A 22,352-nucleotide genomic window follows, 5' to 3' on the forward strand; every position below is an offset into this window, starting at 1 on the left:
AACATGTATCGGGATTCTTCCTCTCTTATCTGTCAAAGCTGTAACAGCTTTGCAGGAATTAGCACCAATTTCTATAGTAGAAACGGTTGCCGGGCGTCATAGGGCCAGTCCCTCTGCCTCTCTTGATAAGAGATCCGTTATGAAATTTTATTTTCGTTGAAATGTCTTCTTTACTTTAATGTGATGTCACATCAATGTCAATGATTTTTTCGAAAATTTAAAACAATGAGTTTGCGATTCAGACTTGCTTAATTTCCGATGATTTTCTTAGCAGGTGATGACTTCTTCAGGCGAAAATCATATTTTTTCTCATTCATAAATTGTGGATTGAGATGTGCTGATCCTTTATCTTGACCGCTTTTAGAGAGATACGTTTTGTAGCCTTCCATCCATTTCCCGCGCCATACCCACTGTGATGCTTTTGCACCTTTGCGGTCGTCATATACGTTCTTCTGGAAGATATTCTTTTGATTTACTCCATAAAGATTCACGACTAAGTAATGCGAGGCACTCGCTGTCATGATATTGTTCGTGATTCGATTGTTCACGGCTTGATATTGCATCAACAATTGACCGCCTTCTAAGCCGGCTGTGTCATTTTTATATAAAATATTATGTGAGATCGTCGTATTTGTTGTTCCGCCTCGCTTTTTATCATAGCCGCCAATTGAAATGCCTGTATAACGGTTCAAATACACTTGATTGTGTTCGATGCGAATGCGATCTGCCATTTTTCCTTTATGTTCACTTGTGACTTCAATCCCTAGGTCATTGTGATGTGTGATGTTATGATCAATCACAATGTCCTTCCCGCCATCCACATAAATTCCGCCAGCGGAGATGTCTTTGCCATAGGCTGGATTTCCTACACTCGTAATCTCATACACTTTGTTTCTAGATACGACACCATTTCTGACTTGATCGTACTTTTTAGAAGGTGCTACGTTCTCAAAACCAATTAAATCAATGCCTATATTATCAGTGTGGCGGACGGTGTTATGTGTCACACGGAACTTTTTGACGTTCCCATTGAGCACAAGCGCTTCACTGAAGCCAAGCTTTAATTTTTCAACAGTGTTTCCTTTGATTTCAATGTCTTCAATGGCTGCAGGAGCTTTTGTTCCATAGACCGCAATACCGTGCGCATTCCCATTTTTGTGTGTCGTCTGAATGTCATACACTCGGTTGTTGAGAAGTTTAACGCCTTTCCCGCTTCCTTTGATGAAAATACCGACTGGGGTCAGATCTTCCTTATTCGTCTTGAGATGTCCCACCGTCAGACCTTTGAGGGTAATGTAACTTTTTTCATCGATCGAGACAAGACCGCCATCTGCTTGATTTCCTTTGAGTGAAGCCCCGCTAATGACAGGTTTTTCTTTTCCGTAAGCTTGAAAGATAACAGGTGCTTTCTTTGTACCTGAATGGCGGACAATCAATTTCTCTTTGTATGTGCCGCCTCTCACGTAAATGATTGCACCAGCTCTCGCCATACTTGCCGCTTTTTTCAGCGTGCGAAAAGGTTTTTGCTTCGTTCCTGGGCTTTTGTCGTTCCCGTTTGTCGCCACGTAATAGGCAGTTCCCTGCTTAGCGCCCGCCTCCTCTGTCATCGCTTGACAGCCGAAGCTGATCACGGTCATGAATAAAATGAGTAAAATGCTTGGTATCGCTCGTTTCATCTTGTTGTTTGCTCCTTTCACTTCTCTTCTTTCTTTATCGGTTAAAAAAAAGAGGATTAAAATATGACAATGCCCCTTGCAATGTACTAGTCAAAAGGTGTATGGTTGAAAGAATATCTTACAGGTAATTTATCCGCTTTTAAATTGTCAGATTAATCAGTTAATAATGTATTTGGATTTTATTTCTTTATTAAAAAGGGGTGACATGAGGCAGACTGACGGCAGAGAGAAGGAAAGCGCTTTAACAGATTTTTCTTGTCTGAATTCCAGAAAACCTATTGCTAATATTTTGTGAAGGTATAGAATAGAATCATAATTATTTCATATTATTAGAATTTTCAAATAATCAAATAGCAAGGAGATTTACGATGCCAAAACAACCCATCCGCGTTGAACTTAGTTCAACAAAAAAACCAAAACCTCAATCTGATCAACTTGAATTCGGAAAAATCTTCACAGATCACATGTTTGTGATGGATTATTCCATTGATCAAGGCTGGTATGATCCAAGAATTATCCCTTATCAGGCCATTCCAATGGACCCAGCTTCGATGGTCTACCATTATGGGCAATCTGTTTTTGAAGGCTTGAAGGCTTATGTTTCTGAGGATCAGAAAATTCTCTTATTCCGTCCGGAAAAGAACATGGAACGCTTAAACAGATCCAATGACCGCCTGTGCATCCCACAAATTGATACAGAAACGGTTTTAGAGGGCTTAAATGAACTCATTCGCATTGATAAGGATTGGGTACCTGATGCAGAGGGCACTTCCTTGTATATCCGTCCATTCATTATTTCCACTGAGCCGTATTTAGGCGTTGCGCCGTCAAGCACATATAAGCTGCTCATTATCCTATCTCCAGTGGGGTCTTACTATAAAGAAGGCATCCATCCTGTCAAAATTGCCGTTGAAAACGAATTTGTCCGTGCCGTTAAAGGCGGAACAGGAAATGCCAAAACAGCTGGAAACTACGCCTCAAGCCTCAAGGCACAGCAAGTTGCTGAAACGAAAGGTTTTTCACAAGTTCTTTGGCTTGATGGGGTCGAGAAAAAGTACATTGAAGAAGTCGGGAGTATGAATATCTTCTTTAAAATCAATGGAGAAATCGTGACGCCTGAATTGAACGGCAGCATTTTAGAAGGAATCACACGTAACTCTGTACTTGAGCTATTAAAACACTGGGGAATTCCAGTGACAGAGCGTAAAATTTCGATTGATGAGTTAATTGAAGCACATCAATCAGGCGAGCTTGAAGAAATCTTTGGAACTGGAACAGCGGCCGTCATCTCTCCTGTCGGGGAATTAATTTATCACGATCAGCCATATGTGATTCAAGATGGTCAAACAGGTGAAGTATCGAAGAAATTGTATGAAGCCATTACGGGTATTCAAAAAGGAACACAACCAGATATCTTCGGCTGGACAGTAGAAGTCGATTCGGTCGTCAAACAAGCTTAAGCATGTAAAAGAACCTTTCAATCATGAAGGGTTCTTTTTTTGTTTATTTACCTCTCTGATATACCTTATAATGGTAATAACACATTGAGGAGTGATGGTATGTTTTTTACTTATCTACTAGCGTTCTTTGGTATTTGCATCGGATCGATCATCATCGCTACAGGCTTCGACGATTCACCGTTCCACACCCGGTTTCTATTTAAGTTTCTCGGAATTTCTATCCTTGCTCTTTCTATTACTTTTGTAAAGGTTAGACGAAAAAGGTTACGCAACAAGAAGGGGAAATAGACTTAGATGTCCAGTCAGCCTTCCCATCAAATCGTGCACCAAAACAAGACCGATACACCCACAATCGCCCCTATATATATCCACTGTTTCCCTTTGATGCTCCGCTTTCTTTCGATTAGTAGAAAGATCTCTGGTAAAAAAACGATGATGATTTCTAGGATAAAGACAAGATAATAAACAAACGGCATCGGCTGGAAATCAAAGTCTCTTTCATCTCCACCAATCGTTGCGAAATACATCAACAGGTTGGTTACTGGAATGGTAAAACAAACGAGCAGGCGAAGAACATAAATCCACACATACTGTCTATGACGAATAAGACCAATAAATGAAGCGATGATTCCATACAAAAACAAGACCACTGTGCCATAACTCAACAGAGGTTGAACGATAAAGCCGTAAAGCATTAAACCAATTGCAACCATACTCAAACCGTCCTTTCTTTGAAGCCATACATGCTGTTTTTTATATCATACACTTCTTTCTTGAATTTCCATATGGGGCCATGATAAAAAAACGACCCCATAAAGGGGCCATTTTGTTTTACGCTTTGACTGATTTGAAGAATTGCGGTAAATATTCACGATGTGCTTCGAGCATTTCATCTAAAATTTGCTTTGCAATTTCGTCAGAAGGGACAAGCGGATTGATCGTCATTGCCACAAGAGCCGTCTCGTAATCTCCTGTGACTGCCGCTTCTGCTGCCACACGCTCGAATGATTTGATTTGTTGAACGAGTCCTCTCACAGCTACAGGCAGATCACCCGTCGCGATTGGTTTTGGTCCGTCCTTCGTAATGATACAGTTCACTTCAACCGCTGATTCAGCCGGAATGCTTGCAATCGCCCCTCTGTTCACTGTATTGACTGGTTGGATGTCATGCTTATCATTATAGATGGAGCTGATTAAGTTACATGCCGCATCACTGTAATATGCCCCGCCTCTTTTTTCGAGCTGTGGTGGTTTAATCGATAAATCAGGATCTTTATAGAGCTCAAATAATTCGTGCTCGACCTGCTGGACTACCTCTGCTCTTGTTCCTTTTTCTTGGGCCGCTTTTTGCTCTTCTTCCAGCATATCTTTTGTTTTATAGTAATAGCGATGATACGGACATGGGATCACTCCTAATCCTTTTACAAAAGAAGGTTCCCAGTTTTTCGCTTCAATGTTCTTCATAGACCACTGACTATTCGGGTTTCCTAATTCATCGAGTACTTGATCCATAATGCTGACCCCGTCTAAATACACGTCTAATCCATAGACCATGTGATTGAGACCGGCAAACTGTACCTCGATCCGTTCAACTTCCACATCAAGCGCCTTGGCAATCCCCATTTTTATCCCAATTGGGACATTACATAGACCGACTACTTTTTTTAGATTTGTGTAGCGTAGCACAGCTTCTGTGACCATGCCCGCCGGATTTGTAAAGTTCACAAGCCATGCATCTGGACAAAGCTCTTCCATATCCTTCACGATATCTAGAATGACTGGGATGGTTCGAAGGCCTTTAAATAAGCCGCCTGGTCCGTTCGTTTCCTGACCGATGACTCCGTATTTAAGTGGGATTCTCTCATCCTTAGCCCGTGCTTCCAGCAGTCCTACACGAAATTGTGTTGTCACGAAATCTGCGTCCTTCAGGGCTTCCCGGCGGTCAAGCGTCAGGTGTACCTCAATCGGCAGACCGGCTTTTTCGACCATGCGTTTCGCGAGAGCACCCACGATGTTTAACTTTTCCTGACCCGCTTCAATATCCACGAGCCATAATTCCTTTATAGGCAATTCATGATATCGTTTGATAAATCCTTCGACAAGCTCAGGCGTATAGCTTGATCCTCCGCCTATTGTGACAATTTTGATTCCATCTTTCATGAATTGACACCTCCGAGTTGCTTCATTTTTTCATGGAGCTCGATGATTTCCGCCGCAAGCTCCTTGACGGTCATTGCGTTCATGAGATGATCCTGTGCATGGATCATTAAGAGGCTAATATCGGTCTTTTCTCCTCTAATTTCTCCTTGGATCAGCTCTGTCTGTGCGTGATGCGCCTCATTTAACGCGTCTTGTGCTTCCTGCAATTTTTGCTTCGCCTCATCAAAATTCCCTTGCTTTGCACATGTAATGGCCTCCATCGCAGAGCTTCTGCCATTCCCGCCGTGTAAGATGAGTTGAAACACAATTTGTTCCATTTCCATCGGCCGCATCCCCCTTGTTTCCTCTATTACATGCTGACGACATTTTCATCAGTTGTTGCTTTTGTTTCTAGTTCACTTTCTTCTTTTAATTTCTGCTTATCCCACATTCTAAAGAATGGGTAGTATAAAGCGAATGACAACGCTAGGTTAATCAGCTGCATGACAGCACCTGAGATTTTGCCTCCTGTGGCGAGATAGCCTGAAATGATAGGCGGCATCGTCCATGGGACCGCAATCCCCGCCGGTTTTGCGACAAGCCCTGTGCTCATTCCGATATATGTCGTGATGATCATCATGATAGGCGTAAGGATAAACGGAATCAGAAGCATTGGATTCATAACAATCGGCATTCCAAAGATGATCGGTTCGTTGATGTTAAAGATGGCTGGCCCAATGGCAAGTCGGCCAAGCTGTTTCATTTGTTTACTTCTGGCACGTAAGATCATCGTCAGCACCAAGGCAAGCGTTGCACCGCTACCGCCGACATTGATGAAGATTTCAAAGAACTGCGCTGTGAAGATATTTGGCAGCACTTCTCCTGCTTGGAATGCGAGACGGTTCTCATCCATCGCACCGAGCCAAATTGGGCCCATGACGCCGCCGACAATGGTTGCTCCGTGAATACCACATGCCCAGAGGAGCATTTGCACACCAATGGCGACAATACTTCCGCCTAAGCTTCCACCAAGAATGGAAAGCGGTGTGCCAATTAAGACCGTGATGATATTATGAATACTCTCAAATGGTGTCATCTCAATCAAAAGTCTAGCGACCCAGATCAGCGTGATGACCACAAAACCTGGAATAAGTGCGATAAACGATTTACTCACTGCTGGCGGTACACCATCAGGCATCCTAATGACGATATTCCGCTGGACAATGAATCGGTAAATTTCAGTTGAAAGCATGGCAATAATCATGGCAACGAATAACCCTTTACTTCCCATCAATGTAACTGGAATTCCCCCACCTACTAAGATGGCTTCTGTTGAGCCTTCAGGTGTGAAAGGAACTTGATATGGTGTTGCCAAAAGGAAAGCTGCAACAGCGATCGCACCAGATGATAGGGCATCCACTGCATACTTTTCAGCAAGCCTGTAGGCAATCCCGAAGGTTGCAACAAGTGCCATAATGTCAAAGGTCGCATTAACAGGATAGGATAGTTTCGTGGCCCATTCTGCTCCGAAGATACTTGCCATAAAATCGCTGTATCCTGGGATCGGAAGGTTGGCTAAAATGAGAAACAGTGAACCGACAATAATGAGAGGCATGGTTAAAACAATTCCGTCACGCAATGCTTGTAAATGTCTTTGAGCGGCAATCTTCCCTGCAAACGGCATGACCTTCTCTTCTAGAAATCGGTTGAATCCATTCATCCCTTCCGCCCCCTTTATCCGTTCACTAACTGTTCAGCAGATTTTAAAACCTCAGCCCCATTACATACGCCGTAATGCACGGTATTGATGACGTCGACTGGAATCCCTTTTTCTTCTCCGAGCTTTTTCATTTGTGGTAATAAATATCGAACCTGTGGTCCTAATAAAAGCACATCGGCTTGATCAATATGATTTTTTGCTGAATCTCCAGATACTGCCCAAATACGATAGTCTTTTCCTTGTTCTTGTGCGCTTTTCTCCATTTTTGTGACTAGTAAGCTTGTTGACATACCTGCTGCACAAACCAATAAGATGTTCATGTGTAAACGCCCCCTTTTGAAAGTGTGTAGCTTTTCTTTACACATTCATCATATTATGAAACCGCTTTCATAAACACCTATACTTTTTCCTTTAGGAAGCGGAAAAAGTTAAGATCACATTGTTAGCTCTTGTACGAAGGGGCCTTTTTATACATGATATCGAGCATGTCTTCAAATGTATCACAGGCGATGAGATGCTGAATGAATTTCACATTGTGCACAAGCTCGCCCAGCAGACGATACATCCCTTTTAAATCTTTGGCATTCTCTTTTTCGACACAAAGCAAGCAAACAAATTGAACTTTTTTCTCTCCCCATATGATCGGTTTTTCTAATGAACAGATCGCCCAAAATGTCTCTTCTGTCAGCGGCATCATAGGGTGCGGAATGGCTGTATAATGCCCGAAGGATGTCGGTGCAGCCTCTTCTCTTTCCATCACAGAAGGTGTAAGTTCTGCTGGTGCTAATCCCATATCGATAACTTGTTTCGTGAGAAAAGTGATGACCTCTTCCTTTGTTTGAAAGGCGCGTTTTGTAAAGACCAATTCCTTTTTCATATATTGAGAGGCCAATGTCACCCTTGTTTCACTCGTCAGGGCTTCTTCAATTTTTAAAAAGTCGCCGCCTCCCAAAATGGTGTTCACTTGTATGACTGGAATCGGTAAATCCATCTGAATCGGGACCGTTGTAATAATCAAATCCATGGCATGTAAAGAGACATGCGGAAGCGAATAAAGCTCTGCTGTTCCTAAAATGGTCAGCTTCGACCCAAATTGTGACCGCAGACGATCTTGAAGCAGTCTTGCACTTCCTGCACCAGACGCACAGACGATGAGACATCGCTTCGGTGGAATCTCCATCTTTCTCCGTTCTAAAGCCGCACCAAAATGAAGCGCCATATATCCGATTTCATTCTCATGAATACTCAGCCCCTCCTCTTCTTCAAGGACCCTGCTGGCGATAATTCCTGCTTCAAAGGCAAGTGGATACCCCGCCTTTATTTCATCAAGCATTGGATTTCTTAAGTTCATCCCATATTTACACCGGGTCATGGCTGTCTTTAAGTGCAGACTCAGCCCAATCATTAATTCCGCATCACCGGCTAAATCAAGCTGCAGCTTTTGATCAATGGCTTGGAGCATCAGCTGGACAAGACGGCTCGTGTCATCATCCACAATTTGTTTTTGAGCGCTCGATGAAAAGGACTGCACCATTTTGGCTGTTCCTAATAAATGAATGGCGATATAGACGATCTCTTCTTGTGGAAAAGAGACGTCCAGCAGTCCTTCAAGGCATTCCACCATTTTTTTAGCCACCTCGTATTCCTTTGCCCGTGGAATCTCATTGATTTCCTCTGGCAAAACAGATACATAGTTTCCGTGTCTAATTCGTTTGCAGGCAATCGCGACATGAACGATTAAATTATTCATGCAAATGTCTGATAGATTCATTCGTTCTTCATTGATATAATCAATGATTGTTTTCTGAATCAATTCCAGTTCATGTTTTGGCAAAATGGTGACTGCCGTGTTCAGCATCGTTTGGCAGGATCGGCGTTCACTGAATAAATATTCTGACATACAATAACGAATTTTCATCTCCGATCCTTTGATCCGGCAGCCTTTATTCGGCTTCGCTTCCAGCTTCAGATCAAAGGGCTCAAGCTTGCGTTTAACCCATTTCATATCGTTACTCATCGTCGATTTACTAATAAACAGCAGCTGCTGTAAGTCTTCCAGTTTCACATAAGATTCTGCGAGAAGCAGCTTTTTTAAAATAAATCGAACGCGCTCCTCTGGCAGAACAGCCAGCGGCTCTTCCTGTTCGACCTCCTCTTTCATAAAACGGCGAAAGGCATTCTCATCGTTGATCAACAGCTCATAACCAGCTCCTCGAACAGCTGTTACAGCCGCTTGATAAGGAGCAAGACAGTCGTTCAGTTCCTTGATGTCTGTACGAATGGTGCGGCTTGTTACTTGTAAACTGACAGAAAGCGCAGCGCTTGTGAGCGGGGTCTCCGCTGCCATGAGCTGACTTAAGATGTGCGCCAGTCTTTTACTCAGCATCAGATCGGCCTCCTTATGTAAGGGTGGAGAATCTGCCTTGTCTGGACAAGGTGTATACGCTTGCAGTTCTCTTCATTACTCATATTCTACTGAAAAGAAATAAAAATTGCCATCTCATTTATATGACAAACGCCCCTATTTATACAACAAACCCTATCCAATGACCTATGAATCTTTTGGCAGGACCGTTGGGGAAACCATGAAAAAAAGGCGATACACCTCCGTATCATCGCCTTTTATGAAGAAATCAGCTGCGTAAAGACAACCAATCTTTTTTCATGAGTCCCTGCTGCATGATCAAATGTCCCTGTACACGTGATTAAATTGAGATTCCGTGTAAAAGCATACCCGAAAAACGCATTTGGTTTTTCTTCACGCGGATAGCTTTGCACTTTGACGACTTCAAAGGTTCGCTTTTTACCTGATATGGATGTCACGATTACCTTGTTTCCCTTTTTCAGCTCCTTCAATCGATAAAAAACAGAAGGTCCCCACTTATGATCAACATGACCATTCATAACGGCATTTCCTTTATCTCCTGGCTTCGGACCATCCTTAAACCAAGCTGTGTTGTCCGTATTTTTTGGAACGCCCATACTGCCATCCTTTGATAAAGTGGTTTTCTCTACTTTTGCTTTGACATCAATCGCCGGAATCGCAATTTCAGCCGGGACAATACCGGACGGTTCGTCTTTTAACATGGCTTTTGAATGAGACTGTTTTGTGACTTGGTTTGTTGTCATTTTTTCAGGAGATGAGGTTGTTTTAGCGGATGACGAATCATCCATCGATTTTGATGCACAGCCCGTGATGACAAGAAGCATCAGAAGACCAAACAGCCACCTTTTCAAGTCAGTCTGCCTCCTTTGAAAGAAAGGAACGGCACGATTGTGCACGTTCCCCCCCTTTTGTTTTGATATGAGCTTAATTTGATGTCTTACGACGAATTAGGAAGAACGCACCCATTGCACCGCCAGCTAGGATCAAGCTTGCGATTAATCCCGCAAATGCTTCATATGACATACCTAAAGGACCGGCTGTGCCTCCCATACCTGTTTTCGGCATTTCGTTAGGCATGTTAGATTTGAACAGTTCAGGATGCTGATCAACAATCGCTGCTGCGACATCTTGACCGACCATGAACATATGACCGTACGCCTCTCTCACTGTTGGATAAAGCTGATCATATTCGCCATTATGGTAAGCCGTATATGTTTTGATCAGCTCATCAATATGCATTTTTAAGCCAGCTTCTAAATCCGCCGCCTTTAAACGGCCATCTGTCGCTTGCTCTAGAAATTTCGCTTGCTTCATCCGATATGCATCCAAGTTTTTCACAGCTTTTTCTTTCGCTTCTTTGTCTCCTGATGCATCCGCTTTGACATAATCAACTAAGTAACCAATATGGCTTGACCAAATGGATTTGAATTGTTTTCCTGCATCCTTACCATAAACAGATGCAATCGCATTAGATAAATCATTTGTATTCTCGTTCAAAGCTGCTGCTGCTTGATCAAAGTCCTTGCTACCATCATTTCCTTTTTGCATGGCAACGACCGCAAGTGCCAAATGCTCTGAGAACAAGTAGTTTAAATCTTCACGAAGATCTGCGGCTGGTGTATCGACAGATTTATGATCAAATTTCCCAGGAAATTGATCTGTGATCGCCCACGATACGCCTTTGCCTACTTCAAACATATGATGAATGGATTTTCTAACAGTCTCATAGGTCGTATCAAAATCCTTTTCTGTGTAGCTGTCAAACGCTTTTAATAGTTCGTTCACATGCATCTTCAAGCCTTCTTCAAGCTCACTTGCTTTCAACCTCCCGCCTGTTGCTTGATCGAGCATGTCGGCTTGTTTCATACGATATTGATCAAGCTGCTTGACAGCTTTCTTTTTACCTGTCTCATCTTTCTTTGCGGTTGCTTGTACATAATCCACAAAGTAGCCGATATGGCTTGACCAAATGTCTTTGAATTGTTTCCCTGCTTTTTTTCCGTACACAGAAGCGATGGCTTCCGATAAGTCATTTGTGTTGTCATTTAGCGCTGCCGCTGCTTGTTTAAAATCTTTGCTGCCGTCAATTCCCTTTTGCATTGTGATGACTGCTAAGTAGGCATGCTCCGAAAATAACTGGTCTAGTGCTGCTCGAAGATCGGTTGCTTTGTTTGACACCTCTTGTGACGAAGATGTCTTCTTTGCCTCTCCATGCATATGTCCTTCGTGTGCACTTGCGCTATGGGCTGCCGGAAATAGTAATGCTGCGCTAAGCGGAATGGTTAAAATCGCTTTTTTCATGTTCATCTGTTTTTCCTCCTCTTTCCGTTTGTTATGTACTTAACGGAAAGAAGCATGAAATGGATCATTCAAATCTATCATCTTTTTTGTTTAGCGCACAATTCGGTCATGCTTGCATAAAAAAAAGCCGGATTATCCGGCTGATACGTTACGACGTTTAGATGCTTTCCGCTCTTTATATATTTTTCTCACCACTGGATAAATCACAGGTGCCCATTTAAAAATTTGTTTCAGCCATTTTTTCATTTCTCCCGCGCCTCCTTATTGTCATTCTTACAAGGAAGATTCCCCATCTTGGCATGAAATAAACAGGTGCGGGAGAGCAGGAGTTAAATCACGCCTTGTGCGATCATCGCATCTGCCACTTTGCGAAATCCTGCAATATTTGCTCCTACTATTAAGTTTCCAGAGTGTCCATATTCGTCCGCTGTCTCTGTACACTGACGATAAATCGTCTGCATCATTTGTTTCAGCTGATCATCTACTTCCTCAAATGTCCAAGACATTCTTGCACTATTTTGCGCCATTTCCAGCGCTGAGACACCTACCCCACCTGCATTCGCCGCTTTTGCTGGCGCGAATAGAATATCATTCTGTTCAAAAACTTTGACTGCCTTTAGAGTAGAAGGCATATTCGCTCCTTCTCCTACCGCAATGACACCATTTTCCACGAGCTGCTGTGCCTGCATCTCAGATATTTCATTTTGCGTTGCACATGGAAGCGCAATGTCACAAGGAACAGACCAAATTTGTTCGCAATCTTCAATCAATTCAGCATGCGGGTGAATGTCTATGTATGCCCCAATCCGTTGATTGCTTACTTCCTTCAGCTGCTTCACTGTTTCAAGTGAAATGCCTTGTGGATCATAAATCGCTCCGCTTGAATCACTGCACGCAACGACCTTACCACCTAGCTCTATGACCTTCTCCATCGCATAAATAGACACATTCCCTGAGCCGGACACGACAACTGAACGTCCTTCAAATTGAAGTCCATGCGCTTTTAACATTTCTTCCATAAAGTACACCAATCCATAGCCTGTCGCTTCTTTTCTCGCTAAGCTGCCTCCAAATCCAGGGCTTTTCCCTGTGAGCACACCTGCTTCATAAGCACCACGCATTTTCTTGTACTGCCCAAACATATAGCCAATTTCGCGTGCCCCTACGCCAATATCACCTGCTGGCACATCTTGATCAGGTCCAATATATCGGCTGAGCTCACTCATAAAGCTTTGAACGAAACGCATGATTTCTCCATCCGATTTCCCTTTAGGATCAAAATCTGATCCACCTTTTCCTCCACCGATCGGCATACCAGTCAGTGCGTTTTTAAAGATTTGTTCAAAACCTAAAAACTTAATAATGCTTGCATTGACAGATGGGTGGAAACGAATGCCTCCTTTATAAGGACCGATGGCACTGTTGAATTGAACCCTAAATCCCCGATTAACTTGTACTTTCCCCTCATCATCTACCCATGGTACGCGAAATACCACAAGCCGCTCAGGCTCGATGAGTCGTTCTAAAATGCCTTGTTTTTCATACTCTGGATGCTTTGCAAAAACGGGAACGAGTGATTCGAGAATTTCTCTTACGGCTTGCTGAAATTCCTCCTCACCAGGATTTCGTTTTTCCACCTCTTCTAACACACGGTCGATGTAGCTTTGTGCTGTTTGTGCTGCTCGATCTAAGGTCAACATGTCTCATCTGCCTCCTTTGTATATCTTCACACATTTATCCTGTTAGATTTTCTAACGCATATTGAGATTAATTTAACACCATTTGTAAAAACTGATCAATACTGATAACAGATGAAAATGATGCCGATTTGAGATGGATCAAGCAGCCGCCGCAATCGTTTTTAGAAAGTATCTCTTACAGAGTGACTATTGAGCTAGAAATCATGATTTAGACGTTATATATCCCGCACTCTTTGACAATTAGATGAACCATGAATGATTTCTAGTTGATCTTCAACAAGAAAAAAGGCCTAAAGTTTTATAGGCCTCTGCTCAATCTTTTCGGATCTCCTTCTCTTTTTTTCGATCAGGGTACACGACACAAAGCCAATATAAAATAGAAGACGATGGGAAGTTAATTAAACCGACAATGCCCCAAAACCACTTATAACGTCCTCTTTTTTTGGCATCCATAAATAAAAGAAGGCCCTGCGCAAATAGTAACGGCAATGCGCACAATAAGATGATCATCTCCGACTGACTCATAAGGAAGACCCTCCTTTAATGTGTTGATATTCCTTGATGCCGACAACAACGCAGAGCGGCACACTCACTACTTGAAGAAGAATGAAGATGATAGGCAAATGGGTGATGGCAGCGACAAATAGTGTGAGAATGGTCAGACTGATGAGAACGTACGCCAGTACTTCTTGTTTAAAACGCCTTTTCTCTTGTTCCTTCGCCTGCTTCAGCATCATCATGACAGCCTGTTCACTTGGCTCTTTCACTTCGATTTGATCATCTAGCTGCTGTAACTCTTCCTTTAAACGTTCGGTGAACTGATCTTCCTTCATTGAGACCACTCCTTTCGAATTTTCTTTAATCCATGATGAACCCTCGACTTCACAGTGCCTTCTCTCATCCCGAGCATTGAAGCAATCTCTGGGTAAGTAAAGCCATAATAATAGTGCAAAATAATCGGCGCTCTCTCCTGAGCCTTCAATTCGTTAAGAGCATCCCACATCTCATGCCATGTATGTCCCTTTTGCTGAATCTCCCATTTAAAACGGCGTATCGTCTCTTGATTCGCCTTTCCTTCCCTCAATTGTTCACGTTTTCTTTTCTTCTGGTGATCCAAAAATTGTCTAGATGCAATGGATATGAGCCATGTTGAAAATAAGGAATCTCCTCTAAAAGAAGAGAGTTTCATGTACGCTTTCAGCATCGTTTCTTGCATGATTTCTTCTGCAAGCTCTTGTTGAAGGGTGAGCTTCATTATATAACGGTAAAGAAAGGAATAATGATGGCGATAAAGAGCTGTAAATGCAGCATCATCCCCCTGTTTTGCCCGCTGAATCAATAATGTCTCTTCTGTCTGCTCCAAACACACCCCTCCTTCCTTTTTCTTCTCTTATTCATGAGACGACACGTATGACGATATCGTTCAAAATAGATTTTATTTTTTTAGCTTGTCTGCTTTTCTCCCTGTTGATCCAGTAATTGAAGCGTTAAATATCCAGTTTTTTCTTATGTAATGATTATGACATTCTTTCGGCTCTAACAAAATGATGCGTTCTGATTTTCTATCAAGCGGAGATGCTCTCCCCCATAATCACTAGGTCATCCCAATACCTATTGTCAATGATCCTTGTCTCATTTAGACGAAAATAAAATAATCATGGCCTTAGTTTTCTAGAAAATCATGGAATACACAGCGCCAATTCTTAGCCGATGATACCTTTTTGCATGCTATGCTCTTCCTACATTCCGAAAAAGGCGATACTGGCGAAGAAAGGAGGAGCAGTTGAATTGCAGCTTATTTTTGGAAACGTTTACATTAAAACAAAAATGAATGGAGATGTTGACTTTGAAGAAAAAAGTTCCAATGTTAGCTGGTGTGTTAGCGGTTGGTCTCGTGACTTCATTATTTGCACCTAATGGGGAGGCAAAGGCGGCAGTAAAGTATCCCGAAAGCCCTTCTATTATGGCCAATTTTAATCAACAAGGATTCTCCACATTAAATGGCGGTACAACAGGCGGTGAAGGCGGTAAAACCGTCACAGTCAAAACTGGAAATGAACTATTGGCTGCCCTCAAAAGTAAAGGAACAAACGAGAAATTAAAAATTGTTGTCGACGGGACGATTACCCCTTCTAATACATCTGCCAATAAAATCGATGTGAAAGATACAAACAATGTCTCAATCGTCGGCAAAGGCACAAAAGGTGAATTTAATGGAATTGGCATTAAAGTATGGCGTGCCAATAACATCATCATCCGCAACCTGAAAATCCATCACAGCAAAATCGGTGACAAGGATGCCATCGGAATCGAAGGCGCTTCTAAAAACGTATGGGTCGATCATAATGAACTGTACAATACATTAAACTCTGGTAAAGATGATTATGATGGATTATTCGATGTGAAAAATGACTCCGATTATATTACCTTCTCATGGAACTATGTTCATGACAGCTGGAAAACGATGCTCATGGGCAGCTCTGATAACGACAACTACAACCGAAAAATCACATTCCACAACAACCGTTTCGAAAACCTGAATTCTCGTGTACCATCTATGCGCTTTGGGGAAGGACATGTCTATAACAACTATTACAAAGGCATCCTGACAACTGCAATTAACTCTCGTATGGGCGCAAAAATGAGAATTGAGCACAACGTATTTGAAAATACAAAAAATGCGATCGGCAGCTGGGACAGCCGTCAAGTCGGTACATGGCATGTCATCAACAACTCATTTATTAACAGCACAGGCAGTCTGCCAACGTCTTCTACAGGTACGTACAACCCTCCTTATAACTACTCCTTGCTTAACGTGAACAATGTCAAATCAGAAGTTGTATCAAATGCTGGTGTTGGAAAGGTAAATCCTTAAAACCACAAAACGTTCGGGCAGAAATCTCTGTCCGAACGTTCTTGTCATTTCATCTATTTATATTGTAGAAAACGGACGATCCATCTCATACAATTTTTGATAGCGCAGGTTTTCTTTCAGTAAATCCTGATGCTCCCCCTGCATCTCAATTTGTCCATCTTCAATAAACATAATGCGGTCACATGCCTCACAGCCAGTGAGATGATGGGTAATCCAAATGACCGTTTTTCCTTTTAACACATGGAAAATGGTTTCAAGCAGCTCACGCTCTGTGCGTGGGTCAAGTCCGACGGTGGGCTCATCTAATACAACAATCGGGGTGTTTTGCAGCAAAATCCGGGCTAACGCCATCCGTTGTCTTTCTCCACCTGAGAAACGAATTCCTGTCTCCTGCACACCGGTGTGATAGCCCTCTGGCAAAGATTCGATGGTATCGTGCAGCTGCACTTGTCTCGCTGCTTCTTTTACTTGCTCCTCTGTCGCATTAGGAGAGCCTAAGCGAATATTGTTTAAAACAGAGGTATCGAATAAATACGGCTGTTGATTGAGTACTGACACATAGGTGGACACGTTCTCTCGAATGCTTTCGACCGGTTTCCCCTGGATACTGACAGCTCCTTGATTTGGCACGACAGCTCCTTCTAACAACTTCAAAATAGTCGATTTTCCTGCACCGCTTTTTCCCAAGAGAGCGAGTGATTCTCCTTGCTTCAATGAAAATGACAGATGCTTTAGCACGTGTTGGTGCAAATCATACCCAAAGGACACTTGATCAAAAGAAACAGCTTCATCTTGAGAAACAGCTGACTGATCCACTATCTTGCGATCAGATTCTCCTTCATACGAAAGCTTTTCATAATGATGTAATCTGCTGACAGCATGCTGATAGACTGGAATATCACCAGCTGCATCTGAGAGTGGAAGAAAGGCTTCTGTTAACGGAAATAGCACAAGCACGAAGGCTGCAATCAGGGTGTGTGACATCGAGCCTGACTGAACGACGGAACCGCTCCAATACACGACAAGCACGACAGCTCCTCCAATGATAAGCTGTGCAAAAAACTGGCGCAGACGGATAAATCGGTGCTTAGCTGCTTCAAGCGCTAACAGCTGCGCTTCTTTCTGTTCATATTCATCAACAAAATCTTTCTGCCTACCGCTAAACAACCAGTCACTCACGCCCATGACGGCATCTGTTAAATGGCTGTACAGTTCATTTCTGCCTTTTTTCATTTGAATTTGTCTCGCCCGGTTCACTAGCACTGTGACGTATGGGAAAACAAATACGAGAAGTGCCATATAAAGCAGCATCAAGCCAGTAAAAGGCCATGAGAATAGGCCAAGTGCCCCAATCGATGCGGCATATAAAAGCAGCGCACCGATAGATGGAAAGATGGTTTTTAAATAGGCATCCTGCAGTCTTTCAACATCATCTGACAAGAGCCCCAGCATTTCACCTGTACCCAGCTTTATCTGTTTCGCACTTCGTTCAGCCATGTCATATAGGCGGACACGCATTTTTTCAATCATGGTCAAAATGAGCTGGTGGCTCGCCAATCTTTCTGCATAGCGGGCAGCTGAGCGTGATATACCAAAGGTACGGACAGCTACAATTGGGACGTAGACCATAAGTATATTCTCAGGTCTTGTGGCAGCTTTTGAAATGAGAAATCCTGACGTATACATCAGCATAGAAGCAGAGAATACTGCAATTGCCCCAAGAAATAAAACTAGCGCAAACAGCTTTTGATTCTCCTTGATATAAGGTATAAACCAGCCTTTACTTACCATGTGTGACCGCCCCCATTTGCTCCTGTACCAATTGATAATACACGCCTTTTCTTTGCATCAATGATTCATGTGTACCCATTTCCGCAATCGTTCCTTGATCCATGACAATGATCTCATCCATGTCTGGCATCCAATGAAGCCTATGTGTCGCTAAGAACACAAGTTTATCTTCAAACAGCGGAAGCATTGTTTTCTTCAATTCATACTCTGTCTCAATATCGAGATGTGCCGTTGGTTCATCTAACAGCATAATGGACCGCTTGCCCAGCACCGTTCGCGCAAGCGCAATTCTTTGTGCCTGTCCGCCGCTTAGCCCTCTTCCCTGTTCTCCAATGACCTCATCAAGACCATTTGGCAGCTGCGCCACGAGCTGAGATAAGCCAGCTTCACTGGTAGCTCTTTCCACATCTTCATCTGTTGCATGCGGTTCATAAAAACGAATGTTTTCTCTTAATGTCATGTGAAATAAATAAGGGTGCTGCGGCATATAGACGACTTCCTTTTGCCATTCCTTCATCTGTAAATGAACAAGCGGCTGGCCGTTTAGTGTGATTTGACCTGAGGTCGGTTCAACAAAGCCGCCGAGCACATCGGTTAATGTCGATTTCCCTGAACCACTGGCACCAATGATTCCGATTTTCTTCTTCCCTTTCACAGTGAGATCTACATCCTGAATCGAATAAGGGGCATGTTCGTCATGCTGGACACTCACATCTTGCAGGGTGAGCGCAGACTGTTCATTCCACTCGTTCAACTGCACTGATTGTGTTTCCTGCGCGCGGAAGCCCTTTTCTTCTAAAATGACCTGCATCGCCTCATTCGCTTCTTTTCCATTTAGCGTGGCATGATAATCATTGCCCACTTCACGTACTGGCAAAAAATATTCCGGTGCCAGCATGAGCGCCGTCAAAGCCGGCAATAACAGAAGCTCTCCTTCAATTAATCGCAAGCCAAGAAAGACAGCGACGGTTGCAATCGACAGCATGGAAAAGAAATCAAGCGCAAATGATGAAAGAAATGCGACCTTCAGCGTGCTCATGGTCGCCTTTCGATATCGCTTTGACACTTCCCCGATATTGCGGGAATGTTTTTTGCTAATGCCTAAATAACGAAGCGTTTCAAGGCCGCGGAGAGAATCAGTAAAATGATTGGATAATTTCTCATACGATCTCCATTGTTTGGCCGCTTTACGCTGAGCGACAAGACCTAGCAAAATCATAAAGATCATTAAAATCGGCAGCGTCACGATTAAAATGACGGCAGATGTTTCGTCTAATGTCCAAACATAGATGAGGACCATTGCCGGTATCACAGCCATGTTCACCATCTTCGGTAAAAATAGCTGTAAATACTGACGATATTGAGCAATTCCCTCCATCGCTAATGTGACAAGCTTTCCTGTACCCTTTTTCTTTGTAAAAGCTGGACCTAAACGAAAGAGTTGGTCTAACAGCTGTTTTCTGACGTCTGCTCCAATTCGGGAAGAGTAGGTAAACATGACCTTCTCCCGAATCAAGGTGAGACCGTGCCGCACCAGAAAGGCTGCAAGAAACAGCAGGACATAAGGCGTTGCCTGCGAAAGGCTTTTCCCGTCAAACAGCGTAGTAATGGCATGTGCCAGCCACTGTGCTTGGAAAATAATACTTGCTCCTTGGATGAGTGACACAATACCTAAGAGGGCAAGAAGCCCTCTCATTCCTTTTAATTGAAGCAAACGTTTATCCATTAGTAGGTCATTGGCTCCTTACCGCTTACACGTTTACGGAAGACGTAATAGCTCCAAATTTGATACCCAAGCACAAAGGGCAGCAAAGAAATGGCAACAATCGTCATCACCGTCAGTGAATAAGATCCAGATGCAGCGTTTTGAATGGTCAGATCAAACGTATGGTTGATTGAGCTAATCATGACGCGCGGGAACAATGCAGTGAACAGCATCGTCACTGTCACCATGATGCCCGCACCTGTGAATAGGAATGTCCAGCCATCACGTTCTTTTTTCATAAAGAATAGCGCCGCTACGTAACAAACCACAATGAGGACAGTTAACGGAATGGTGATGATCGGGCGTACCGTATAAATGTCTGTTTCCATGATAGATACACCAACAAATAGGACAAGAACTGGCAGCGCAATAAGCAGGACACGCTTGCCAAGCTTTCTCGCACGATCTCTTAAATCACCCTCTGTACGAAGTGTGACGAAAATCAATCCGTGCAGAAGGCAAAGAACCGTCACAGCTAACCCGCCAATCACTGAATAAAGATTCACAAAATCCGTAAAACCAGCGTACATGTTCATGTCTTGATCAATTGGCATCCCGCGTAAAATACTTGTGAATAGCACACCGAGTAAAAACGGCGGCAACAGACTGCCAAAGAAGATCACCCAGTCCCATGCTTTGATCCAAGAGGCTTTCTCAACCTTCCCTCGGAATTCAAAGGCGACTCCGCGCCCGATGAGTGCTAAGAGGAGAACCGCAAACGGTATATAGTATCCACTGAACATCGTGGCATACCAGTTAGGGAAAGCAGCGAAAATAGCGCCCCCAGCTGTAATCAGCCAGACCTCATTCGCATCCCAGAAAGGACCAATCGTGTTAATTAAAATGCGGCGTTCGTGCGCATCCTTTCCAAGCAGCTGCATGGACATCCCAACACCAAAATCAAATCCTTCTAAGAAGAAAAATCCAACAAACAATACTGCGACAAGAATAAACCAAATCTCGTTAAGATATGCCATGATATGCGCCTCCATCAAATGGATCTGTAGACAGGTCCGTTTCATCCTTTTGATCTGTATCCTCTTCCGAATGTGCACCTTTTTTAATTTCTCGAATGAATAGGTAGGCAAGCAAGATGGCAAGAATCAGATACATCGTCGTAAAGCTAATGACTGAGAATAACAGCATGCCATACGATACGTTTGGCGAAATCGATTGAGCCGTCGTCATCATACCAAAGACCGTCCACGGCTGACGCCCAATTTCAGTCATGATCCAGCCAGCTGAGTTCGCAATAAATGGGAAGGCAATCATCCCTACCATGAAGCGTAAAAACCATTTGTTCGTTTCGAGTTTCTTTCTAAAGCTCAAGTACAAGCCAATCATACTGGCAAAAATCATCAGCATGCCGGCACCAACCATGATTCTAAAGCTCCAGAAGGTTGTTTTTACTGGCGGAATGTAGTCTCCAGGACCAAACTTTGCTTCATATTCTTTTTGAAGGGTCAGCATGCCTGGCACATCTCCACTAAACTTCGAATAAGCCAAGTAACTTAAAGCAAACGGAATATTGATCTCCGCAGAGTTTTCTTTTTTATCTGTATCAATATTGGCAAATAGTGTCCAAGCCGCTGGATCTCCACTATCCTTCCAAAGGGCTTCACTTGCTGCCATCTTCATTGGCTGTGATTCCATTAAGTGCTTCGCTTGATCATGTCCAGAGAATGCCACACCTAAACCAGAAATTAAAGCGAGAACCATGGCAATCTGGAATGATTTTTTGAAAAAGGCGATTTCTTGTTTTTTGATCATTTTATAGGCACTAACTCCTGCAATAAAGAATGCACCTGTAGCCAGCGCACCAAACAGAACGTGCGGGAATTCAACCCAAAGCTGCGGGTTCGTTACAAGAGCGCCAAAGTCATTCATTTCTGCACGGCCATTTTTAATGACAAATCCAACTGGCTCTTGCATAAATGAGTTGGCGAGTAAAATCCAAAACGCCGAAAAGATCGTACCAAGGGAAACAAGCCAAATACACAATAAATGAATCTTCTTCGGCAGACGATCCCAGCCGAATATCCAAAGTCCAATAAATGTAGATTCAAGGAAAAAGGCGAGCAGTGCTTCAATGGCAAGCGGTGCACCAAATACATCACCGACAAACCTTGAATAATCTGACCAGTTCATCCCAAACTGGAATTCCTGAAGAATCCCTGTCACCACACCTACTGCAAAATTGAGTAAGAATAGATGACCCCAAAACTTCGCCATCTTTTTATAAATCTCTTTTTTCTTGACGACATAAAGGGTCTGCATCAATGCAACGATAAACACCAAACCTATTGACATAGGAACAAAAATAAAATGAAATAATGTCGTTGAAGCAAATTGAAATCTTGCTAAAAACAGCTCACTCACAGCCTTACATCCTCCCTTACTTTCACATGCCGAATGATTCGAAATGTATATGCTCACCATTTCACAAAATGTTCACTATTTGTTCAATGATTCACAAATAATAGCCTGTTTGAAATGGTTTACTCGGTGAAATTTTACTCTTGCTTTTCATTCGGTTAGT

20 protein-coding genes and 1 riboswitch are annotated in these 22,352 nt (G+C 43.0%); of the genes, 2 read left to right on the forward strand and 18 right to left on the reverse strand.

Translation table 11 applies throughout. The annotated features are described in order from the left end of the window. Window positions 1-22: 22 nt before the first annotated feature. A riboswitch (SAM riboswitch) is annotated at window positions 23-132 on the reverse strand. Between the two features lie 116 nt (window positions 133-248). Further along, a complete protein-coding gene (locus tag NSS78_RS18380; protein WP_212045699.1) occupies window positions 249-1,676 on the reverse strand; it encodes a right-handed parallel beta-helix repeat-containing protein in 1,428 nt (475 codons plus the stop codon). A gap of 368 nt (window positions 1,677-2,044) precedes the next feature. On the opposite strand from NSS78_RS18380, the gene NSS78_RS18385 reads away from it, so the two are divergent. Continuing rightward, the gene (locus NSS78_RS18385; RefSeq protein WP_003215056.1) at window positions 2,045-3,136 is read left to right on the forward strand and encodes a branched-chain amino acid aminotransferase; all 1,092 of its coding nucleotides are present in this window, start codon (window positions 2,045-2,047) and stop codon (window positions 3,134-3,136) included. 314 nt (window positions 3,137-3,450) lie between these two features. On the opposite strand, the gene NSS78_RS18390 is transcribed toward NSS78_RS18385, so the two are convergent. The 13 genes from NSS78_RS18390 to sigY all read right to left on the reverse strand — a co-directional run bounded on the left by NSS78_RS18390 (window position 3,451) and on the right by sigY (window position 14,745). After that, window positions 3,451-3,849: a hypothetical protein gene (locus NSS78_RS18390; RefSeq protein WP_212045700.1), complete on the reverse strand. Its 399-nt coding sequence runs from the start codon at window positions 3,847-3,849 to the stop codon at window positions 3,451-3,453. Between the two features lie 118 nt (window positions 3,850-3,967). After that, entirely contained in the window at window positions 3,968-5,296 is a 1,329-nt protein-coding gene (locus tag NSS78_RS18395) for a 6-phospho-beta-glucosidase (protein ID WP_050944533.1), read from the reverse strand. Next, on the reverse strand, window positions 5,293-5,619 hold the full coding sequence (locus NSS78_RS18400; protein ID WP_003215078.1) for a PTS lactose/cellobiose transporter subunit IIA: 327 nt from the start codon (window positions 5,617-5,619) through the stop codon (window positions 5,293-5,295). The genes NSS78_RS18395 and NSS78_RS18400 overlap by 4 nt, the downstream gene beginning before the upstream one ends. A gap of 26 nt (window positions 5,620-5,645) precedes the next feature. Next, a complete protein-coding gene (gene celB, locus NSS78_RS18405) occupies window positions 5,646-6,995 on the reverse strand; it encodes a PTS cellobiose transporter subunit IIC (RefSeq protein ID WP_212045701.1) in 1,350 nt (449 codons plus the stop codon). A 14-nt stretch (window positions 6,996-7,009) separates the two neighbouring features. Then, complete coding sequence (locus NSS78_RS18410) at window positions 7,010-7,315, reverse strand: PTS sugar transporter subunit IIB (RefSeq protein WP_003214824.1); 306 nt, start codon at window positions 7,313-7,315, stop codon at window positions 7,010-7,012. A gap of 122 nt (window positions 7,316-7,437) precedes the next feature. Next, window positions 7,438-9,381 carry a BglG family transcription antiterminator gene (locus NSS78_RS18415; protein ID WP_342468248.1) on the reverse strand — a complete coding sequence of 648 codons (1,944 nt, stop codon included), beginning with the start codon at window positions 9,379-9,381 and terminating at the stop codon, window positions 7,438-7,440. A 236-nt stretch (window positions 9,382-9,617) separates the two neighbouring features. Next, the gene (locus NSS78_RS18420) at window positions 9,618-10,232 is read right to left on the reverse strand and encodes a class F sortase (RefSeq protein WP_212045703.1); all 615 of its coding nucleotides are present in this window, start codon (window positions 10,230-10,232) and stop codon (window positions 9,618-9,620) included. A 73-nt stretch (window positions 10,233-10,305) separates the two neighbouring features. Continuing rightward, complete coding sequence (locus NSS78_RS18425) at window positions 10,306-11,688, reverse strand: copper amine oxidase (RefSeq protein ID WP_212045704.1); 1,383 nt, start codon at window positions 11,686-11,688, stop codon at window positions 10,306-10,308. Window positions 11,689-11,814: 126 nt separating this feature from the next. After that, complete coding sequence (locus NSS78_RS18430) at window positions 11,815-11,928, reverse strand: hypothetical protein (RefSeq protein WP_003214702.1); 114 nt, start codon at window positions 11,926-11,928, stop codon at window positions 11,815-11,817. Window positions 11,929-12,011: 83 nt separating this feature from the next. Further along, window positions 12,012-13,382, reverse strand: coding sequence for an NADP-specific glutamate dehydrogenase (gene gdhA, locus NSS78_RS18435; protein WP_003214886.1), 1,371 nt, complete (start codon window positions 13,380-13,382; stop codon window positions 12,012-12,014). Window positions 13,383-13,694: 312 nt separating this feature from the next. Beyond that, entirely contained in the window at window positions 13,695-13,907 is a 213-nt protein-coding gene (locus NSS78_RS18440; RefSeq protein WP_003214995.1) for a hypothetical protein, read from the reverse strand. Next, window positions 13,904-14,215, reverse strand: a complete 312-nt coding sequence (locus tag NSS78_RS18445; RefSeq protein WP_050944537.1) for a YxlC family protein — start codon at window positions 14,213-14,215, stop codon at window positions 13,904-13,906. The genes NSS78_RS18440 and NSS78_RS18445 overlap by 4 nt, the downstream gene beginning before the upstream one ends. After that, on the reverse strand, window positions 14,212-14,745 hold the full coding sequence (gene sigY / locus NSS78_RS18450; protein WP_003214662.1) for an RNA polymerase sigma factor SigY: 534 nt from the start codon (window positions 14,743-14,745) through the stop codon (window positions 14,212-14,214). The genes NSS78_RS18445 and sigY overlap by 4 nt, the downstream gene beginning before the upstream one ends. A 474-nt stretch (window positions 14,746-15,219) precedes the next feature. On the opposite strand from sigY, the gene NSS78_RS18455 reads away from it, so the two are divergent. Continuing rightward, window positions 15,220-16,257 carry a pectate lyase gene (locus NSS78_RS18455; RefSeq protein WP_226804433.1) on the forward strand — a complete coding sequence of 346 codons (1,038 nt, stop codon included), beginning with the start codon at window positions 15,220-15,222 and terminating at the stop codon, window positions 16,255-16,257. A 57-nt stretch (window positions 16,258-16,314) separates the two neighbouring features. Here the strand turns inward: NSS78_RS18455 and cydC are convergent, their stop codons facing one another. From cydC to NSS78_RS18475, 4 genes are read right to left on the reverse strand one after another with little or no spacing between them, the layout of a single operon-like run. Next, entirely contained in the window at window positions 16,315-18,048 is a 1,734-nt protein-coding gene (cydC, locus tag NSS78_RS18460) for a thiol reductant ABC exporter subunit CydC (RefSeq protein ID WP_212045706.1), read from the reverse strand. Continuing rightward, a complete protein-coding gene (cydD, locus tag NSS78_RS18465) occupies window positions 18,038-19,774 on the reverse strand; it encodes a thiol reductant ABC exporter subunit CydD (protein WP_212045707.1) in 1,737 nt (578 codons plus the stop codon). Before cydD ends, cydC begins: the two co-directional genes overlap by 11 nt. After that, window positions 19,774-20,790 carry a cytochrome d ubiquinol oxidase subunit II gene (cydB, locus tag NSS78_RS18470; RefSeq protein ID WP_044140290.1) on the reverse strand — a complete coding sequence of 339 codons (1,017 nt, stop codon included), beginning with the start codon at window positions 20,788-20,790 and terminating at the stop codon, window positions 19,774-19,776. The genes cydD and cydB overlap by 1 nt, the downstream gene beginning before the upstream one ends. After that, window positions 20,777-22,192 carry a cytochrome ubiquinol oxidase subunit I gene (locus NSS78_RS18475; RefSeq protein ID WP_003214979.1) on the reverse strand — a complete coding sequence of 472 codons (1,416 nt, stop codon included), beginning with the start codon at window positions 22,190-22,192 and terminating at the stop codon, window positions 20,777-20,779. The genes cydB and NSS78_RS18475 overlap by 14 nt, the downstream gene beginning before the upstream one ends. Window positions 22,193-22,352: the final 160 nt, after the last annotated feature.

Origin of the sequence: Bacillus sp. FSL W8-0920 (assembly GCF_038593215.1) — a bacterium.
GTDB classification, from domain to species: domain Bacteria; phylum Bacillota; class Bacilli; order Bacillales; family Bacillaceae; genus Bacillus; species Bacillus pumilus.

Bases quoted from the DNA above. Each gene is read 5' to 3' on its own strand.
- NSS78_RS18430 (WP_003214702.1), bottom strand. From the start codon at position 11,928: ATGAAAAAATGGCTGAAACAAATTTTTAAATGGGCACCTGTGATTTAT.
- cydD (WP_212045707.1), bottom strand. From the start codon at position 19,774: ATGGATAAACGTTTGCTTCAATTAAAAGGAATGAGAGGGCTTCTTGCC.
- NSS78_RS18440 (WP_003214995.1), bottom strand. From the start codon at position 13,907: ATGAGTCAGTCGGAGATGATCATCTTATTGTGCGCATTGCCGTTACTA.
- NSS78_RS18425 (WP_212045704.1), bottom strand. From the start codon at position 11,688: ATGAACATGAAAAAAGCGATTTTAACCATTCCGCTTAGCGCAGCATTA.
- NSS78_RS18400 (WP_003215078.1), bottom strand. From the start codon at position 5,619: ATGGAAATGGAACAAATTGTGTTTCAACTCATCTTACACGGCGGGAAT.
- gdhA (WP_003214886.1), bottom strand. From the start codon at position 13,382: ATGTTGACCTTAGATCGAGCAGCACAAACAGCACAAAGCTACATCGAC.
- NSS78_RS18415 (WP_342468248.1), bottom strand. From the start codon at position 9,381: ATGCTGAGTAAAAGACTGGCGCACATCTTAAGTCAGCTCATGGCAGCG.
- NSS78_RS18395 (WP_050944533.1), bottom strand. From the start codon at position 5,296: ATGAAAGATGGAATCAAAATTGTCACAATAGGCGGAGGATCAAGCTAT.
- NSS78_RS18385 (WP_003215056.1), top strand. From the start codon at position 2,045: ATGCCAAAACAACCCATCCGCGTTGAACTTAGTTCAACAAAAAAACCA.
- NSS78_RS18455 (WP_226804433.1), top strand. From the start codon at position 15,220: ATGTTGACTTTGAAGAAAAAAGTTCCAATGTTAGCTGGTGTGTTAGCG.
- NSS78_RS18410 (WP_003214824.1), bottom strand. From the start codon at position 7,315: ATGAACATCTTATTGGTTTGTGCAGCAGGTATGTCAACAAGCTTACTA.
- NSS78_RS18445 (WP_050944537.1), bottom strand. From the start codon at position 14,215: ATGAAGGAAGATCAGTTCACCGAACGTTTAAAGGAAGAGTTACAGCAG.
- NSS78_RS18390 (WP_212045700.1), bottom strand. From the start codon at position 3,849: ATGGTTGCAATTGGTTTAATGCTTTACGGCTTTATCGTTCAACCTCTG.
- cydC (WP_212045706.1), bottom strand. From the start codon at position 18,048: ATGGTAAGTAAAGGCTGGTTTATACCTTATATCAAGGAGAATCAAAAG.
- celB (WP_212045701.1), bottom strand. From the start codon at position 6,995: ATGAATGGATTCAACCGATTTCTAGAAGAGAAGGTCATGCCGTTTGCA.
- cydB (WP_044140290.1), bottom strand. From the start codon at position 20,790: ATGGCATATCTTAACGAGATTTGGTTTATTCTTGTCGCAGTATTGTTT.
- NSS78_RS18380 (WP_212045699.1), bottom strand. From the start codon at position 1,676: ATGAAACGAGCGATACCAAGCATTTTACTCATTTTATTCATGACCGTG.